Annotated in this window: 15 protein-coding genes; 11 read left to right on the forward strand and 4 right to left on the reverse strand. The window is 69.3% G+C overall.

From position 1 onward, the window contains the following. Positions 1–9: 9 nt before the first annotated feature. The 4 genes from pyrH to BLW75_RS36775 are packed head-to-tail and all read left to right on the forward strand — an operon-like array spanning position 10 to position 3,851. Complete coding sequence (gene pyrH / locus BLW75_RS36760) at positions 10–753, forward strand: UMP kinase (protein ID WP_005154669.1); 744 nt, start codon at positions 10–12, stop codon at positions 751–753. Positions 754–804: 51 nt separating this feature from the next. Continuing rightward, positions 805–1,362, forward strand: coding sequence for a ribosome recycling factor (gene frr / locus BLW75_RS36765; protein ID WP_034310934.1), 558 nt, complete (start codon positions 805–807; stop codon positions 1,360–1,362). After that, positions 1,362–2,258, forward strand: a complete 897-nt coding sequence (locus BLW75_RS36770) for a phosphatidate cytidylyltransferase (RefSeq protein WP_034310936.1) — start codon at positions 1,362–1,364, stop codon at positions 2,256–2,258. The genes frr and BLW75_RS36770 overlap by 1 nt, the downstream gene beginning before the upstream one ends. Positions 2,259–2,303: 45 nt before the next feature. Then, a complete protein-coding gene (locus tag BLW75_RS36775) occupies positions 2,304–3,851 on the forward strand; it encodes a carboxylesterase/lipase family protein (protein WP_241783538.1) in 1,548 nt (515 codons plus the stop codon). A gap of 14 nt (positions 3,852–3,865) precedes the next feature. On the opposite strand, the gene BLW75_RS36780 is transcribed toward BLW75_RS36775, so the two are convergent. Then, the gene (locus tag BLW75_RS36780) at positions 3,866–4,711 is read right to left on the reverse strand and encodes a VOC family protein (protein WP_034310938.1); all 846 of its coding nucleotides are present in this window, start codon (positions 4,709–4,711) and stop codon (positions 3,866–3,868) included. A gap of 115 nt (positions 4,712–4,826) precedes the next feature. Here BLW75_RS36780 and BLW75_RS36785 point away from each other — a divergent pair, with 115 nt between their 5' ends. Next, positions 4,827–5,666 (forward strand): class I SAM-dependent methyltransferase, encoded by an 840-nt coding sequence (locus BLW75_RS36785; protein ID WP_034310943.1) that lies wholly within the window; start codon positions 4,827–4,829, stop codon positions 5,664–5,666. On the opposite strand, the gene BLW75_RS36790 is transcribed toward BLW75_RS36785, so the two are convergent. Both BLW75_RS36790 and BLW75_RS36800 read right to left on the reverse strand, forming a co-directional pair. Next, positions 5,612–6,220 (reverse strand): PadR family transcriptional regulator, encoded by a 609-nt coding sequence (locus tag BLW75_RS36790; protein ID WP_034310945.1) that lies wholly within the window; start codon positions 6,218–6,220, stop codon positions 5,612–5,614. The genes BLW75_RS36785 and BLW75_RS36790 overlap by 55 nt on opposite strands. A gap of 483 nt (positions 6,221–6,703) precedes the next feature. Next, on the reverse strand, positions 6,704–8,872 hold the full coding sequence (locus tag BLW75_RS36800; RefSeq protein ID WP_034310950.1) for a YcaO-like family protein: 2,169 nt from the start codon (positions 8,870–8,872) through the stop codon (positions 6,704–6,706). A 266-nt stretch (positions 8,873–9,138) separates the two neighbouring features. On the opposite strand from BLW75_RS36800, the gene rlmN reads away from it, so the two are divergent. From rlmN to BLW75_RS36820, 4 genes are all read left to right on the forward strand, one after another. Then, positions 9,139–10,245, forward strand: a complete 1,107-nt coding sequence (rlmN, locus tag BLW75_RS36805; RefSeq protein ID WP_034310951.1) for a dual-specificity RNA methyltransferase RlmN — start codon at positions 9,139–9,141, stop codon at positions 10,243–10,245. 33 nt (positions 10,246–10,278) lie between these two features. Continuing rightward, positions 10,279–10,566, forward strand: a complete 288-nt coding sequence (locus BLW75_RS36810) for a hypothetical protein (protein WP_091600119.1) — start codon at positions 10,279–10,281, stop codon at positions 10,564–10,566. 12 nt (positions 10,567–10,578) lie between these two features. Then, on the forward strand, positions 10,579–10,869 hold the full coding sequence (locus BLW75_RS36815) for a hypothetical protein (RefSeq protein WP_198935721.1): 291 nt from the start codon (positions 10,579–10,581) through the stop codon (positions 10,867–10,869). A gap of 101 nt (positions 10,870–10,970) precedes the next feature. Next, positions 10,971–11,786 carry a DUF1206 domain-containing protein gene (locus tag BLW75_RS36820; protein ID WP_034311193.1) on the forward strand — a complete coding sequence of 272 codons (816 nt, stop codon included), beginning with the start codon at positions 10,971–10,973 and terminating at the stop codon, positions 11,784–11,786. 99 nt (positions 11,787–11,885) lie between these two features. Here BLW75_RS36820 and BLW75_RS36825 read toward each other — a convergent pair whose 3' ends face one another. Further along, the gene (locus BLW75_RS36825) at positions 11,886–12,659 is read right to left on the reverse strand and encodes an AraC family transcriptional regulator (protein ID WP_034310956.1); all 774 of its coding nucleotides are present in this window, start codon (positions 12,657–12,659) and stop codon (positions 11,886–11,888) included. A 91-nt stretch (positions 12,660–12,750) separates the two neighbouring features. On the opposite strand from BLW75_RS36825, the gene BLW75_RS36830 reads away from it, so the two are divergent. Together BLW75_RS36830 and BLW75_RS36835 are read left to right on the forward strand one after the other, a co-directional pair. Continuing rightward, entirely contained in the window at positions 12,751–13,554 is an 804-nt protein-coding gene (locus BLW75_RS36830) for a sulfite exporter TauE/SafE family protein (protein WP_034310959.1), read from the forward strand. 127 nt (positions 13,555–13,681) lie between these two features. Beyond that, positions 13,682–15,667: a beta propeller repeat protein gene (locus BLW75_RS36835; protein ID WP_034310962.1), complete on the forward strand. Its 1,986-nt coding sequence runs from the start codon at positions 13,682–13,684 to the stop codon at positions 15,665–15,667. Positions 15,668–15,720 lie beyond the last annotated feature (53 nt).

A 15,720-nucleotide genomic window follows, 5' to 3' on the forward strand; every position in this document is an offset into this window, starting at 1 on the left:
GAGGGCGACATGGGTGTCCGGGTCGAAGGCGGATACCGGCGGGTGCTGCTGAAGCTGGGCGGCGAGATGTTCGGCGGCGGTTCCATCGGGGTTGATCCGGATGTGGTGCACTCGGTCGCTCAGCAGATCGCCGACGTCGCGCGGACGGGCGTGCAGATCGCCGTCGTGATCGGCGGCGGCAACTACTTCCGCGGCGCGGAGCTGTCGCAGCGCGGCATGGACCGCGACCGCGCGGACTACATGGCGATGCTCGGCACCGTCATGAACTGCCTGGCGTTGCAGGACTTCCTGGAGAAGGAGGGCCTGCCGACCCGCGTGCAGACCGCCATCACCATGGGACAGGTCGCGGAGCCGTACATCCCGCGCCGCGCCGAGCGTCACCTGGAGAAGGGCCGCGTCGTCATCTTCGGCGCCGGGGTCGGCATGCCGTACTTCTCGACCGACACCGCCGCCGCGCAGCGCGCGCTCGAACTCGGCTGTGAGGCCGTCTTGATGGCGAAGGCCGTCGACGGTGTCTACACCGCGGACCCGAAGAGCGACCCGACCGCCGAAATGTTCCACGAGATCAGCCACCGCGAGGTGCTGGAACGGGATCTCAAGGTCGCCGACGCCACCGCGTTCAGCCTGTGCATGGACAACAACATGCCGATCATCGTGTTCAATCTGCTCACCGAGGGGAACATCGCCCGCGCGGTCAGTGGTGAGAGGATCGGCACCCTGGTCGACACCCCCGCCGACGGGGTGCCCGCGTAGGCCTGCTCTGATCTTCGCAATCGGTACGCATACACAACTACGGGAGTTGCCGTGATCGACGAGACCCTCCTCGACGCCGAGGAGAAGATGGAAAAAGCGGTGTCCGTCGCCAAGGAGGACCTGTCGTCGGTACGCACCGGCCGGGCTCATCCCGGGATGTTCTCGCGCATTGTCGTCGAGTACTACGGCGCGCCGACCCCGCTGAACCAGATGGCGAGCGTCAACATCCCCGAAGCCCGGATGGCGTTGATCAAGCCGTACGACCAGACCTCGCTCAACGCCATCGAGAAGGCGATCCGCGAGTCGGATCTCGGTGTCAACCCGAGCAACGACGGCAACGTGATCCGCATCGTCATCCCGCAGCTCACCGAAGAGCGCCGCAAGGAGATGGTGAAGGTCGCCAAGGCCAAGGGTGAGGACGCCCGCGTCTCGATCCGCAGCGTCCGCCGCAAGGCCAAGGAAGAGCTCGACCGGATCAAGAAGGACGGCGAGGCGGGCGAGGACGAGGTCGTCCACGCCGAGAAGGAACTCCAGAACCTCACTGACACCTACAGCCACAAGGTCGACGAGCTGGTGAAACACAAGGAAGCCGAGCTACTCGAGGTCTGATGAGCCAGGTGAGCGAGGAACGCGAGGACCGGGTGGAGAACCCGGAACCGGTTCCGGCCGAGAAGCCGGAACCGGCGAAGAAGGTTTCCCGCGCCGGCCGCAACCTGCCCGCCGCGATCGGGGTCGGGCTGCTGCTGGGCGCGGCGATCATCACGTCCCTGCTCACCGTCCGCTTTCTGTTCATCGGCATCATCGCGATCGCCATCGCGGTCGGCACGATCGAGCTGGCCGGGGCACTGAAGCGCGCGGCGGGCATCCGGATCGCGCTGGTCCCGGTGCTCGTCGGCGGTCAGGCGATGATCTGGCTGGCGTGGCCGTACGGCCGTGAAGGCGCGCTGACGGCGTTCGTGCTGACGGTGCTCGTCTGCCTGTTGTGGCGGTTGCCCGGCGGCGCGGACGGCTACCTGCGCGACATCAGCGCGTCGGTCTTCGCCGCCGCGTACATCCCTCTTTTCGGTGCCTTCGCCGCCATGCTCGTCCCGCCTGCGGACGGCGTCGGCCGCGTGCTGGCGTTCATGATCGGTGTGGTCGCTTCGGACACCGGCGGCTATATCGCCGGTGTACTGGGCGGCAAGCATCCGATGGCGCCCAGCATCAGCCCGAAGAAGACCTGGGAAGGGTTCGCCGGTTCGCTCGTGGCCGGTGTGGTCGCCGGCTCCCTGACCCTCAGCCTTCTCCTCGACGGTCACGCCTGGCAGGGCGTGCTGTTCGGCGCGGCGATCGTCTGCACGGCGACGCTGGGCGACCTCGTCGAGTCGCTGATCAAACGCGACCTCGGCGTCAAGGACATGGGGAACATGCTGCCGGGCCACGGCGGGCTGATGGACCGGCTCGACTCGTTGCTCCCTTCGGCCGTCGTCTCCTGGCTGCTGCTCTCCGCATTCGTGCCTCTTTAGGCCAAGTCCCCGTGACGAGCCCGGCGCTCTGTCATGGTCGGGGGCATGCGCACTCAACGGCTGAGTAAGCGGCTTCTGTCCATGGCACTGAGCGTGATGACGCTGGGGGCCCTGACGACGACCGTGGCGGAAGCGGGCGGAAGCCCGGTCGTCCGCACGGATTCCGGTCCCGTTCGAGGCGTGGGCACGGGCGAATACCGGAGTTTCCACGGCATTCCGTTCGCGGCGCCACCTGTCGGCGACCTGCGCTGGGCGCCACCCCGAAGTCCCGAACCGTGGACCGCCGTGCGGGACGCGAGCAAACCGGGACCTCGGTGCGCGCAGGAGGCGGGGCTCGGTCCGGCGCCGAGTGACAACGAGGATTGCCTGTACCTCAACGTGATCAGCCCGGCCAAGCCGGCGCGGAAGCCACGTCCGGTGCTGGTCTGGGTCCACGGTGGCAGCTTCACCTACGGGGCGGGCAGCGACTACGACTTCAAACGCATGGCGCTGGGCGGGGACGTCGTCGTGGTGACGGTGAACTACCGGCTGGGGGTGTTCGGCTTCTTCGGGCATCCGGAACTCGGCCGCGACTCCGGCGTGTTCGGCCTTCAAGACCAGCAGGCCGCACTTCGCTGGGTGCAGCGCAACGCGCGCGCCTTCGGGGGAGATCCCGGGAACGTCACGCTGTTCGGCGAATCGGCCGGCTCGATGAGCGCCTGCGCCCAGCTGGCCTCCCCCTCGGCGGCGGGGCTGTTCCACCGCGTGATCATCCAGAGCAGTCCGTGCACCTTGAACTGGCCCGACGGCGGGTTCGTCCCCGGCCTGCCCGCGGGCACGCCGTACCTGTCCCGGACGGACGTCGAAGCGATGGGTGCCGACGCGGCCGGGAAGCTCGGCTGCGCCGACGTCGCCTGTCTCCGGCGGCTTCCGGTCAAGGCCTTGGTGAACCAGCCGTTCGCGCCACCCGCGTTCGGCACCGGCCTGCTGCCCGAGCATCCGGCCGAGGCACTGAAGGCGGGTCGCTTCGCCCGCGTGCCGGTGCTGACGGGGATCACGAGGGACGAGGCGAGGATGTTCGTCGCCATGTACCCCGGGCATCCGTTCACCGAGCAGCAGTACCAAGGACTGCTGCGGACCGCTTTCGGGGAGAAGGCGCCGCTTGTCGCCGCCCGGTACCCGTCGGCGAAGCACGGCGGCCCGTCGATGGCGTTCGCGGACGCGATGACCGACCGGATCTGGGGCTGCACCCAGCTGGAGACCGAACGATTGCTGCGCGAGCGCACCCGGACCTTCGGCTACGAGTTCGCGGATCGGGACGGACCGTCGCTTCTCCCGGCTCCGCCCGGGATGTCCATGGGCGCTTCACATGGAGCCGAATTGGCCTATTTGTCCGATGTGGTCGCGCCTCCGGCGGAATTGACGCCCGCGCAGCGGGAACTGGGAGCGCGAATGATCCGGTACTGGACCGCGTTCGCGCGCACCGGTGACCCGAACGGCGAAGAACTGCCGAAATGGCGTCCCTCGCCGCGGACGCAGTCGCTGGCGCCGGACGCGATCGGCCCGGTCGACCTCGCGGCGGTGCACGATTGCCGATTCTGGGCGGGAATCTGACGGGAGCGCGGGGCTCAGTCGTCGTAGGGATCGTCGACTTCGGCGGTGCCCCAGCCCTCGACGGCCCGGGAGTGGTCGATCACGGCGAACACCGAACCGTCGGGGTCGGCGAGGATCGCCATCCGGCCGTACGGGGTGTCGTAGGGCTGGACCACGACAGCGCCGCCGAGCATCAAGGCCTGTCCCGCCGCGGCGTCGGCGCCGCGGGCCGGATCGAGTGCGAAGTAGACCATCCAGTGCGGGGGAGTGTCCGGCCGATACTCCGATCCCATCACGTACCGGTACAGCACGGGTTCGTGCTCGATGAGCCATTCGGCGTAGTCGAGGTTGGCTCCGTCGCCGATCTGGTGGCTGGTGTAGTTGAAGAGGCGGCAGTAGAAGTGATCCGCCGCGGCTCCGTCGTGGGTGTTGAGATCCGCGCCACTGAAGGTGTTCGGCACTCCCGTCGCGAACTCCCAGGTGGCGGGCGGCTCCCAGAAGACGACGTGTGCGCCGCACGCGTCGACGGCGTGGACGATGTTGCCGCGATGGGGGATCGCCACCGGTCCGAGCGTGACCCGGCCACCGAGACTGTCCACCCATTCGGCGGCGGCGGCCGCCTGGGGCACCGAGATGTGGACGCTCCAGCCGGACGGCCCGCCAGAGCCCGCGCGGTACAGACCACCGGCCGGGACGCCGTTCAGCGTCGCGATCGAGTAGCGGCCGGTCGGCGTCGCCGGATCGCGCCGGACGACGTACTCCCAGTCGAATAGCCCGCTGTAGAAGGTTTGTGCGGCCGTTTCGTCTCTGCACGCGAGCTCGATCCAGCACGGAATTCCCGAAGGTATGACGGAAGTGTGGGCGGCCGAGCCGAGCGACATGCGGTTCTCCCTTACCGGTGGGAGTAAAGTCTAGTCGCTGACCGTATTGATTCCGTGAGAGATTTCGACCGGATGACCCCGGAACCCCGCCCGGTGTCCCTTCGTTGGAGCTTCCGTGCGCTGGTTTCCCCGAGCCCTCTCCTCCCTCCGCCGCGGCGGTGAGGAGGTGTTGCCGAGCCCGAACATCTGGTACTACCAAAAGGCCTACGAGGTCGAGAACCGCGCGCAGGACGTCGACGACGAGATCTGGCGCGTGCTCGCCGGGTATCGCGATTGGTCCGGTGCGGACGTCCTCGACATCGGCTGTGGTGACGGGTTCCACCTGCCGCGGTTCGCCGCGACGGCGCGATCGGTGGTCGGGATCGAACCCCATGAGCCGCTCGTCCGTGACGCGCGGAAACGGGTGGAGCGACTGGAAAATGTCGAGGTGCGGCATGGGCGTGCGCAGCGGCTTCCCTTGCCGGACGCGGCTTTCGACATCGTCCACGCGCGCACCGCGTACTTCTTCGGCCCCGGGTGTGAACCTGGTCTTCGTGAAGCGGAGCGGGTGCTGCGGCCGGGTGGGCTGATGATGATCGTGGATCTCGATGTGGCGAGTGACCCCTACGGACACTGGATGCGGCTGGATCTGCCGCACTACGACCCGCCCGGCGTGGAGAGGTTCTTCGCCCGTCAGGGATTCGGCTGCCGCAAGGTGATGACGCGGTGGCTGTTCGAGGACGCCGCCGCGATGGAAGCGGTGCTGAAGATCGAGTTCAGCGCTCCGGTCGCGGCGAAGGCGATCGCGGAGGTCCGGCGCCTGAACGAGGTTTCGTCAGCTTCCGGGGAGAAGCGGATGACGCTGCCGGTGGGCTATCGCGTGCATACGCGCGCCAAGCCCACCGGCCTCGTCGTGCCAGGTCACTCCGCGTCCTCGTCCGGAGTGGCGTCCTCTGCCTCGCCGAGGATGCCGTAGATCGTCCGGCGTGCCTCGTTGAGCAAGTCGACGGTGCGGGCCTGCTGACTCTCGGTGCCGGCGTGCATCACCTGGGCGACCGCCGCGGCCAGGGTCGCGCCCGCCTTGCGCAGGTTGACCTCGACCGGGTCGACGTCGTGGGCGATCTGCTCCCACGGCGGGACTGCGTCCTGCTGCTCGGCCGCGGCGCGGCCGGATTCGGTGAGCTCGAACAGCTTCTTGCCGTTCTCGTCCTTGCTGATCACCAGGCCTTCGTCGGCCAGCAACTGCAGGGTCGGGTAGACCGAACCGGGGCTCGGCTTCCAGAAGCCGCCGCTGCGTTCGCCGATCTCGCGGATGATCTCGTAGCCGTGCCTCGGCTGCTCGGAAAGCAGCGCCAGGATCGCGGCGCGGACGTCACCGCGTTTGCCGCGCCGTCCGGGGCCACCGCGGCGGCCGTGCCGGTGCCGGTGGCCCGGTCCGCCCGGGCCCGGCGGGAAGTCGCCGAAACCACCGCGGGCCCAAGGGCCGAAGGCCGGTCGGCCGTGTTCTGGAGGGAAGGGTCGTCGTCGCATGATGTGAATCCTTTCTACGTACTGTCTCGACACGTTCACGATATATCGGAAACGGTCGGACGACAACTCCTCTTCGGTGATCTGGGTCTCGGTAGAGGTCGAGCGTGAGGAGGTCGATGCCTCCGGAGTCGAACCGCCGAGCGGGCGCCTCGACGCGGGACGCGAGGACGGCGAACCGTTCGGGCCGCTCTTTCAGCAGGTCATCGAGCAGAGCGCGGCCAAGCCCGCGACCGTGGAGCTCGGGGAGGAGTGCCGGCCGATTTCTTGCCGTACCCCGTAGGCGAAGCCGCCGAGCGCGCCGGCTTCACGCACTGTCGTCCTGGCACCCCGGGGAGCGTGGCGTGCTCGGCGAACAGCACGCCGAACCGGGCGACGTCGTCCAGTTCAGAGCGCACGGTTCAGTCTCCCAGCACCGGCCTCGGCGAACCCGGACCGTGCGACGGCAGCCGCTCCGCAAACCGGTCCCGAGCGCGGCGGCGGCCATCACGCGTGGGGGAGCGGGAAGACGTTGAGTTCGTGCTCGGCGAGCGGTTCGTCCCGCCAGCCGAGTGTCACCGCCGCGTCGGCGATCCTTCCGTTGCCCCACAACGGCGATCCGGCGGGGAAGTTCGAAACGAGCCCCGGGACCAGCGTATGCGCGGCGTGGAATCCTGCGGCCGCGACGTCGCAGGTCGTCAGGTCGACGCTGACCACCTCGAATCCCCGGGCTTCGACGCGGGCTTGGTAGGCCTTGAGCCGCCGCTCCCCGAGGGACGGTAGGTCGTCCCAGCCGCGGCTCGGCAGGTCCATGACCCAGGGCGCCACGCGCTTCACGGCGCGGGGGTCGAGGTAGATCTGTTGCTGGCAAAGGAGATCCGCGACGTCGGCGAAATCTTCGCGGTACGAGTCCAGGTAGCGCCGGTCGGCCCGGTGCGGTTTGAGGTCGCCCAGATGGGGCAGGTCCCGGCGCATGCCGGACAGCTCGCGCTCGTCGTCGAGGGCGCGGCAGGTGTGCTGGAGCGTGAACCCTTCGGCGAGTGCCTTCTTCGCGGCCTCCATCGCGTCCGGCCGCGTCGCGAAGCCGATCGACAGCCAGCGTTTCACGCGGTCGAGCACCACCGCGGCGACCACCGGGACGTCGAACTCGTTGTCCAGGTGGATGAGCGTGACGTCGTAATCGTCGGTGGCGTCGGCGATGAGCGACCGGATCTCGTCCGGGATCGTGAGCCTGCCGAGGCGTGGCGTGTTCGCCCACCAGAGCATGGTCGTGTCGCGTTCGAGGACCTCTTCGAGGCCGGAGGTGACGGCGTGCTCCTCGGTGGTCCCGCTCGCGAGACCGGCGATCAGCGGATCGGCGAAAGACGCTTCCCCCGGTTGGCGTTCGTTCGAGAAGAGGAAAGCCGGAACCCAGACGGGTTCGTCGGTGGTGTGGGAGAAGCCTTCCACCCACGAGCATTCCGTGTCCTGGGTCAGTGGCGCGAAGGGAAAACCGGGGGACCGGTACTGCTCGGCCGAGTAGAGGTTCAGCCGCTGTGGGTCGAGTGCAGGGACTCCGTAGCGGGCGAATTGCCTGTAGCTGCCGAAGCATACTTCGCGCTCCGGAGCGAGCCAGCTTCCGCAGTAGCGCTCCACCGCTTCGCCGATGGCCGACTGGCGCGCGAGGTCGAAGTCGTGCCACGACGAGCCGAAGGCCTGACGGTCGTTGGGCCAGTTCGTCACCCGGCGCATGTCCGCGACATCGACCGCGCAGACCCGGAGCCGGGCGGGCATCCCCGGAGCGGGCGGGATTTCGCCGACGCCGGTCACGATCCCGGCCTGGTCGTCCACCAGCAGTTCGGCGTCGGTCGTGGCGGGAACGGGCCGGACCCGGTCGGGTACGGGGAGGATCGGGCGGCGGATCTCGGTGAGGTCCGCCGGGTTCAGTTCGATCTCGCCAGTGGTCATGCCGGATCGCCCGCCGGAGAGCCAGCGTTCGAGATGGACGGCGAGGGTGGTCAGCGCCCAGCGGGCGTCGCCGGGCCGAAGCGGGGTGGAGTCCGAAGGGGCAGAAAGGAACGCCTCGACGACGCGCGGGTCCTGCGCGGCGGAGCGGCGCCGTGCGACGACGTCGGCGAAATCGATACCGCCGGGCGCGATCGCGGGTCCGGCGATCACCCGGCCGCGTTCCCGGCGCAACGGCAGCCACCGCACCCCGCTGCCGGCGCACAACGCGTCCAGCGCGATCAATTCGGTGTAGGCGGGGTGATCGAAGGCCGCGACCACGACCGTGTTCTCGATGTCCCTTTCGGACAGATCGTGGAAGTAGGGGACCGTCTCGACGCTCGCGTATCCGCTGTCGCCGAGAATCTCCGCCAAGGGCTTGATGAGCACCGGCGAGCCGGTGAGAAGGATCGAGGTGGCGGCGACGTCGTCCATCCCGGTGTCCGCGCCGGAGCGGAGGCAGCCGTCCGCTTCGAGGATCTCCATCATTTCCTCGTAGATCGGAGCCATGCCGGCCAGCAGTTCGGCGCGGGTCCGGGTGCCGTCGCAGCGGCTCGCCCACGCGCGGAATTCCCGGGTGGGCGCGGCGATGGAGAACTGTCCCCCGTTGGGCGTGACGAGAAAGCAGAGCTCCGGTTCGAGATCGGTGATCTCGATTCCGTCGAGCCGCGGTCTGACCTCTTCGGACCCCATGGCAACCCCATCGTTTCCAGGACTTCCGCCTCACGAGCCAGGATCCCGGGGCGGGACCGCGGCGGCGCGGGCGGCTTTGTCGGCCGGTTACTCGGCGGCGGGGCGCTCCTAGGCCGAGATCCAAGTCTCGGGCCCGACGTGACCGCCCGACGTCTCCTGATGTGCGATCCGCACGGTCGGCCCGGGTGCGGTTCACGTGACCTGGGGAACAGCGATCCGGGGCGGCCCAGGCGCGGCGGAGGTGGACATGGGACACTGAGTGAGCTATGACTGCCCTCCCTCTCGTCTTCGACGCGCCCAAGCGCGGCCTCCCGCCGCGCCACCTCGCCGACCTTTCCGCCGCCGAGCGGGCCGCTGCCGTCGCCGAGCTGGGGGAGAAGCCGTTCCGCGCGAAGCAGCTTTCGAACCACTACTTCTCGCGCCTCACGGTGAACCCGGAGGAGATGACCGACATCCCGGCGGCGTCGCGGGAGAAGCTCGTCGGCGATCTGATGCCGACGCTGCTCACCGAGATCAAGGCGCTCGCGTGTGACGACGGCACCACACGCAAGACGCTGTGGCGCGCGCACGACGGGACGCTGCTGGAGAGCGTGCTGATGCGCTACCCGGACCGCGCGACGCTGTGCATTTCGAGCCAGGCCGGCTGCGGCATGGCGTGCCCCTTCTGCGCGACCGGTCAGGGCGGGCTCGACCGGAACCTGTCGACCGCGGAGATCGTCGACCAGGTCCGCGCCGCCGCCGCGGTGATGCGCGACGGATCGATGCCCGGTGGCCCCGGCCGTCTGTCGAACATCGTCTTCATGGGCATGGGCGAGCCGCTGGCGAACTACAAACGAGTCGTGGCGGCGGTCCGGCGGATCACGGATCCGGCGCCGGACGGGCTCGGCATCGGCCAGCGTTCGGTGACGGTGTCGACGGTGGGTCTCGCGCCGGCGATCCGCAAGCTGGCGGACGAGAAGATGCAGGTCCGGCTGGCGGTTTCGCTGCACACGCCGGACGACGAACTGCGCGACACGCTGGTGCCGGTGAACGAGCGCTGGTCGGTCGACGAGGTCCTGTCCGCGGCCCGGTACTACGCGGACACCTCCGGCCGCCGGGTGTCGATCGAGTACGCGCTGATCCGGGACGTCAACGACCAGCCTTGGCGTGCCGAGCTGCTGGCGAAGCGGCTTCGGCAGCACCTCGGCCAGCTGGTGCACGTGAACGTGATCCCGCTGAACCCGACGCCGGGCAGCAAATGGGACGCCTCGCCGAAGCCGGTGGAGCGGGAATTCGTCCGGCTGGTGAACGCGGGCGGAGTGGCGTGCACGGTCCGTGACACGCGTGGTCAGGAGATCGCGGCGGCGTGCGGTCAGCTCGCCGCCGAGAACTGAGTTCTTCCTTTCAGTGATGGAGATTTTGTCGTGATGTATGCCCCCAGCCTGCTGGACCCGGCTGCGGAGGAGCTGAAGCTCACGGACGTGATCGGCCGCGGCGCGACCGGTGTCGCGCGCGAGGCCAGGACGTTGCTCGGCGACCGGTTCAGCTCGGTGACCTTCATGTACGTCCTGATGCGGGCGTTCGAGGTGGAGTACATGGCGGCGCGGGACGCTTCGCGGTGGCACGAGTTCCACGGCGGGCCGTACGCGTTGTCGGACGCTGACCTCGAAGTCCTGCTCGCGCCCTGGCTCGGTTCTCCCCGCCAGACGAGGTGACAGGATGCGGGCGTGTATCGCCTGCAGGCCGTCCTCGTCACCGAGTCCGCGCGCGGTGAACTGCTCGCTTCGGCCGAGGGCGTGCGGCTCGTTCCGCTCGGACACGACCTGTCACTGATGCCGGTGACCGAGGTGCTGTTCGACGCCGCGGAATTGCGGACAGTGCTCGCCGAGTGCTCCGAGCACGGCGCTGTGGCGTACGTCGAGGCCGAGTACTTCGGCGGTGCCCGGAGGGCGACGAGTTCGCCGCGGTCGGGCTCGGCCGGCACCGCGACACCGGCGATCGGCTTCCCGCTTAGCTGACACACCACCTCCCTCGCCCGCTGGGCCGGACGGACCAGTCAACCGGCGGTCATGGCCGTGGGCCGTGACACTCGATGAAGACTCACGAGGAGGTGGACCGGATGTCCGCGACCAAGGCGGGACAGGTGCGGCACAACAAGGCCGTCCAGGTGCTCGGGCGGATCGGGATGGGGTGCTACGGCCTGGTGTATCTGCTCATCGGGTATCTGGCGGTGCGCGTCGCCGTCGGCAGTGGCGGCCAGGAGGCCGACGGCCGTGGCGCGATCGCGGAGGTCGGCTCGACCGCGATGGGCGGTGTGCTGTTGTGGGTGCTGGCGGCGGGACTGGTGGCCTACGGCCTGTGGCAGGGGTTGCTGGCCGCGGTCGGCTACACCTGGATCGGCAAACGCAGGACCCGGACCGTCAAGCGGGTGACGTCCGGAGTGCGCTGTGTGGTGGGGATTTCCTTGGGCGTCTACGCGGCCAGGGTCGCCGCGGGCGCGGGGCAGCAGGGCAGCGGCGACCAGAAGCAGCAGGAGTTCACCGCGCGCCTGCTCGGGCTGCCGGCCGGGCCGTTCCTGGTGACCGTGGTGGCCGTCGTCGTGTTCGGCGTCGCGGTGGGTTCGGTGGTGAAGGGTGTACGCCGGACCTTCGAGCAGGATCTCGACCTCTCGCGGCTCCCGTCAGGGACCCGGCGGTGGGTGGAGCGGCTCGGCAGGATCGGTTATGTGGCAAGGGGTGTCGTGTTCGGGGTGGTCGCGGTGCTCATCGGCTACGCGGCGCTGACGCACGACGCGACCCGTTCCGGCGGGCTCGACGCCGCCTTGCGGACCTTGGCGGCTCAGCCGTTCGGCGCGGTGCTGCTCATCGTGGTGGCCGCCGGGGTCGCGGCCTTCGGCGTGTACTGCTTCGGGGCGGCGCGGGCGCAGCGGGGCTGAGCCCGTGTGACGATCAGGAAGAGCCCATCGCGGCGGTTCCGGCGACCATGGCGGTGACCGACTCCGATTCCTCGTGCGGCGCCGGTGACGAGTACGTTCTCACTTCGAGACAGCGGCGCGATAGTCCTTCGGCGAGGTGCCGAGAAGCCGGGTGAACATCGTGGAGAACGCGGCAGGGCTCTCGTAGCCGAGCGAGGCGGCGATCCCGGCGATGGGGAGACCGTCGGACAGCAATGACAGGGAATGCAGGACGCAGGCCCGCTGCCGCCAGCGGGCGAAACTCAACCCGGTTTCGGCGGTGAAGAGCCGGTTCAGCGTCCGCTCGCTCACGTGCAGCCGGTCGGCCCAGCCGCCGACCGGATCGTGGATGTCCGGATCGTCCAAAAAGGACTCACAGAGGGCGCGCAGCCGGTCGTGCTTCGGCAGTGGGAGATCGAGCCGCACCGGGGCGGAGCGGCGGATTTCGTGCAGGGTCAGGCCGATGACCGCGGCGTCCCGTCCGCGCGGGGTGTACAGCTCCGGCACGACGACGGCCTCGTTCAGGAGTTCCCGGAGCAGCGCGGAGACTTCGACGACCTGGCAGCGGCGAGGGAACCACGGCACCGCCTTCGGCTCGATGTACAGGCTCCGGGTGCTCACTGTCGTGGTGAAGACCTGATGGACCGTCTCCGGCGGCACGAGCACCGCCCGCCGCGTCGGGATGGTCCACGTGCCGTCGGCCGTTTCGACCCGCATCGAGCCCGTCGCGCTGTAGAGGAACTGGGCCCGCCGGTGCCGATGCGGGAGGATCCGGTGCCCCGGCGGGTAATCGGTGCGGATCGCCACCACCGCGCGGTCGAGGTGGTCGACCTCGTCGATGGGGATGTCGCGCATCTCACCGAGCCTACGCCGGGTGTCCGATCTGCGAAAGAAACTGGCGCTCTTTCGAATGCCCGCCGCATTGTGTACGCCTACCGTCGACGGGGTGCTGATCGAGATCTCGGTGCTCCTCGGGTTCGGTTGCCTGAGCGGGGTCACCACCGTCCTTTTCGGATTCGGCGGCGGCTTCATCACCGTGCCCGTCGTCTACGCCTTCGCGCTCGCGCGGCCGGAGCACGCGCTGGGCGCGATGCACGTGGCGGTGGCCACGTCGACCGCGGTGATGGTGGTCAACGCCGGGAGCGCGACCCTCGCGCAGCTGCGGGCGGGCCGGCTTCGCCGCGACTACCTGTGGCCGCTCATCGCGTTCATCGGCCTGGGTGCCGTGCTCGGCTCCTTCGCGGCCACCATGGCCGACGAGAGTCTCCTGCGCTGGCTGTTCGTCGCCTACCTCGCGCTGACGATCGCCGACAGCGTGCTCCGGAAGGGTTTCGTGAGCAGGCGGGACGACAGCCTGCCGCGTGGGCTCGGCGGGATCACCACCACGGCGGGCGGGACCGGGATCGGTGCCGTGGCGAGCTTCCTCGGGGTGGGGGGCAGTGTCCTCACCGTCCCGCTCATGCGGCGCAAGGGTCTGCCCATGGCCGACGCGACCGCGCTGGCGAACCCGCTGAGCCTGCCGGTGGCGGTGATCGGCACGGCGGTCTACGCCTTCGCGGCGACGGGCACGGCTCCGGGCACCGCCCACCTCGGCTACATCGATCTGGTGGCCGCGGGAGCGCTGCTGTGCGGATCGCTGCCGACCATCGCCGTGACGCGCCGCGTGGTCGGCCGGATCCCGGATCGCGCGCACGCCATCGCGTACCTCGCCTTGCTCGTCGCCGCGCTGATCGCGATCATCGTGCGCTAGTGATCCGATGAGTTTGTCTGTTGTCAAGCCTTGACAAGGAATCAGCGAGCTGGCAAGGGGTAATCGGCAGGCAAAGATCCGACGAATCCTCTATCTCTTTTCGGAAACTTGCGCCAAGATCTCCCGCATGAAACTGAGATCGATCACCAAACGCATGTTCGTTCTCGGGCTGCTGACGGTTCTCGGGACCACCGGGGCGACGTCGGTGGCCACCGCCGAACCCCAGCTGCCGCCCGCCGAGGTCAACGCCACCGGGCTGCCGCACGGCGGCTGGGACCCGGTCGGCCCGAACAGCGTCGGCGGGCTGCTGGCGGTTTCGCCCGCCGGGCTCGCGATGATGGTGCCCAGCCCGCCCGCCCTGTGGCTCTCAGGCGACCGCGGTGCCTCGTGGACCGCGCGCCGGGGACTGCCGCAAGAGACCTCCATCCAGGGATTCTTCGCCGATCCGGCGAACCCGGACCGGATGCTCGCGGTGGGCAACAAACCGGCGGGCATCCTCGGCGAATGGCGCGGCCTGCTGCTGAGGACCACCGACCGCGGCCAGACCTGGGAGACCCTGCGCGAGTGGTATCCCGACGGCGCGTTCGGCATGGCCACGGACCCGGCGGGCCGGGTCGTCGTGGTGCAGAACCTCGATTCGCTGAGCGTCAGCACCGACGGCGGTGAGCACTGGAACGACGTGCCGAGGACCTGGCCTCGCGAGGGGAACGCCGCGCCCGTCGGCGGGCTCAAGCTCACGATGGTCGGTGACGACGCCTACTTCACGACGGCGTACCCGGAGTACGCGCTGTGGGCGGTCCGCGGGGTCAGCGGCAAGGAGCCGCGAGCCGAACTCGTCTACCGGACCAACGGCGAGATCAATCAGGTCGCCGCGGACGGCGAACGGCTCGTGGTCACGGTCGGCCCCGAACTCCACGGCTCCACCGACGGCGGCAGGACCTGGACGGTACTGCGGCGCGATCCCGGTGAGCAGCCCCTGCGTGAGCCGCACTTCGTCGGCGGGCGCCTGTACGTCGCGACGTATAACGACATAGACGTCAGCTCGGATTTCGGCCGCACCTGGACGCGCAAACCGGTGCCCGCCCCCGGCGAGGGTGTCAGCGACATGATCGACCTTCCCGCCGTGCCGGGCAAACCCGCCACCACGCTCATCTCCTCGCTCTACCGCGGCGTGTACGCGGACGGCGGCAAGAGCGGGTATCAGCAGATCGGCGTGCCGGCCGAATCCATCCGCGACCTCGTGACCACCGGGAACCTCCTGCGCGAGAGCGTCGTCGCGGCGGGGGTGCAGGAGATCTACAACACCCCGCTCCCGCGCGGCAAGGTCTCCGCGACGGACCGGGTCTGGCAGTCGCATCCCACCGACCGGCTGCACGAGGACGCGCGCCTGTCCGTGTCGCCGGGACGGCCGGACGTCGTCTGGCAGGTGACCCGGAACGGGTTCGCGCTCGACGTGCTCCGCAGCGGTGACGGCGGGCGGACCTGGCAGTTCGCGGCGAAGGCGAAGGAAGGGCTCCCCAGGACGATCTTCGCTCACCCTGCCGACCCGGACCGGCTGCTCGTCTCGGCCTTCGCGCCCAGCGGCTACGTGCTCTACCGCAGTGACGATGCCGGGAAGACCTGGGAAAAGCTCGCGACCGACAACGGCTTCATCGCGTTCGCCGGTGATCCGTGGAACCCGGACCGGATCTGGGGCGGAGACTTCGACGGCCTGTCCCGGTCGGACGACGGCGGCAAGACCTGGACCCACGTCACGAGTGACCCGGTCAGTTCGATCTCGGTCAGCCGGTGGGGTGGCGGCCGCGTGCTCATCGGCGGCGCGGGCATCCACCTGAGCGAGGACGGCGGCCGGACGTTCCGCCGGGTTCAAGACGGTGAAGACCCCCGTGAGATCAGCCGGATCCTGCCGCATCCGTTCGACTTCCGGGTGTGGTTCGCGAGCAACGCGACCGGGGGAGGCGTGCTGCGCAGCACGGACTTCGGCCGGACCTGGTCGCCCGTGCCCGGCGCGCTGCCCGATTCCAGGGTGCTCTCCCTGGCGATCAGCGCGGACGGCCGGTATCTGTTCGCCGGAACCACGCAGTCCGGCGCGTACCGGTTGAAGCTGTACTGAGTCCGAGCGCTTCGTGGCCGGAGAAGTTCCGGCCACGAAGCGTTTACTCGGTC

Origin of the sequence: Amycolatopsis lurida, assembly GCF_900105055.1 — a bacterium.
GTDB lineage: Bacteria > Actinomycetota > Actinomycetes > Mycobacteriales > Pseudonocardiaceae > Amycolatopsis > Amycolatopsis lurida.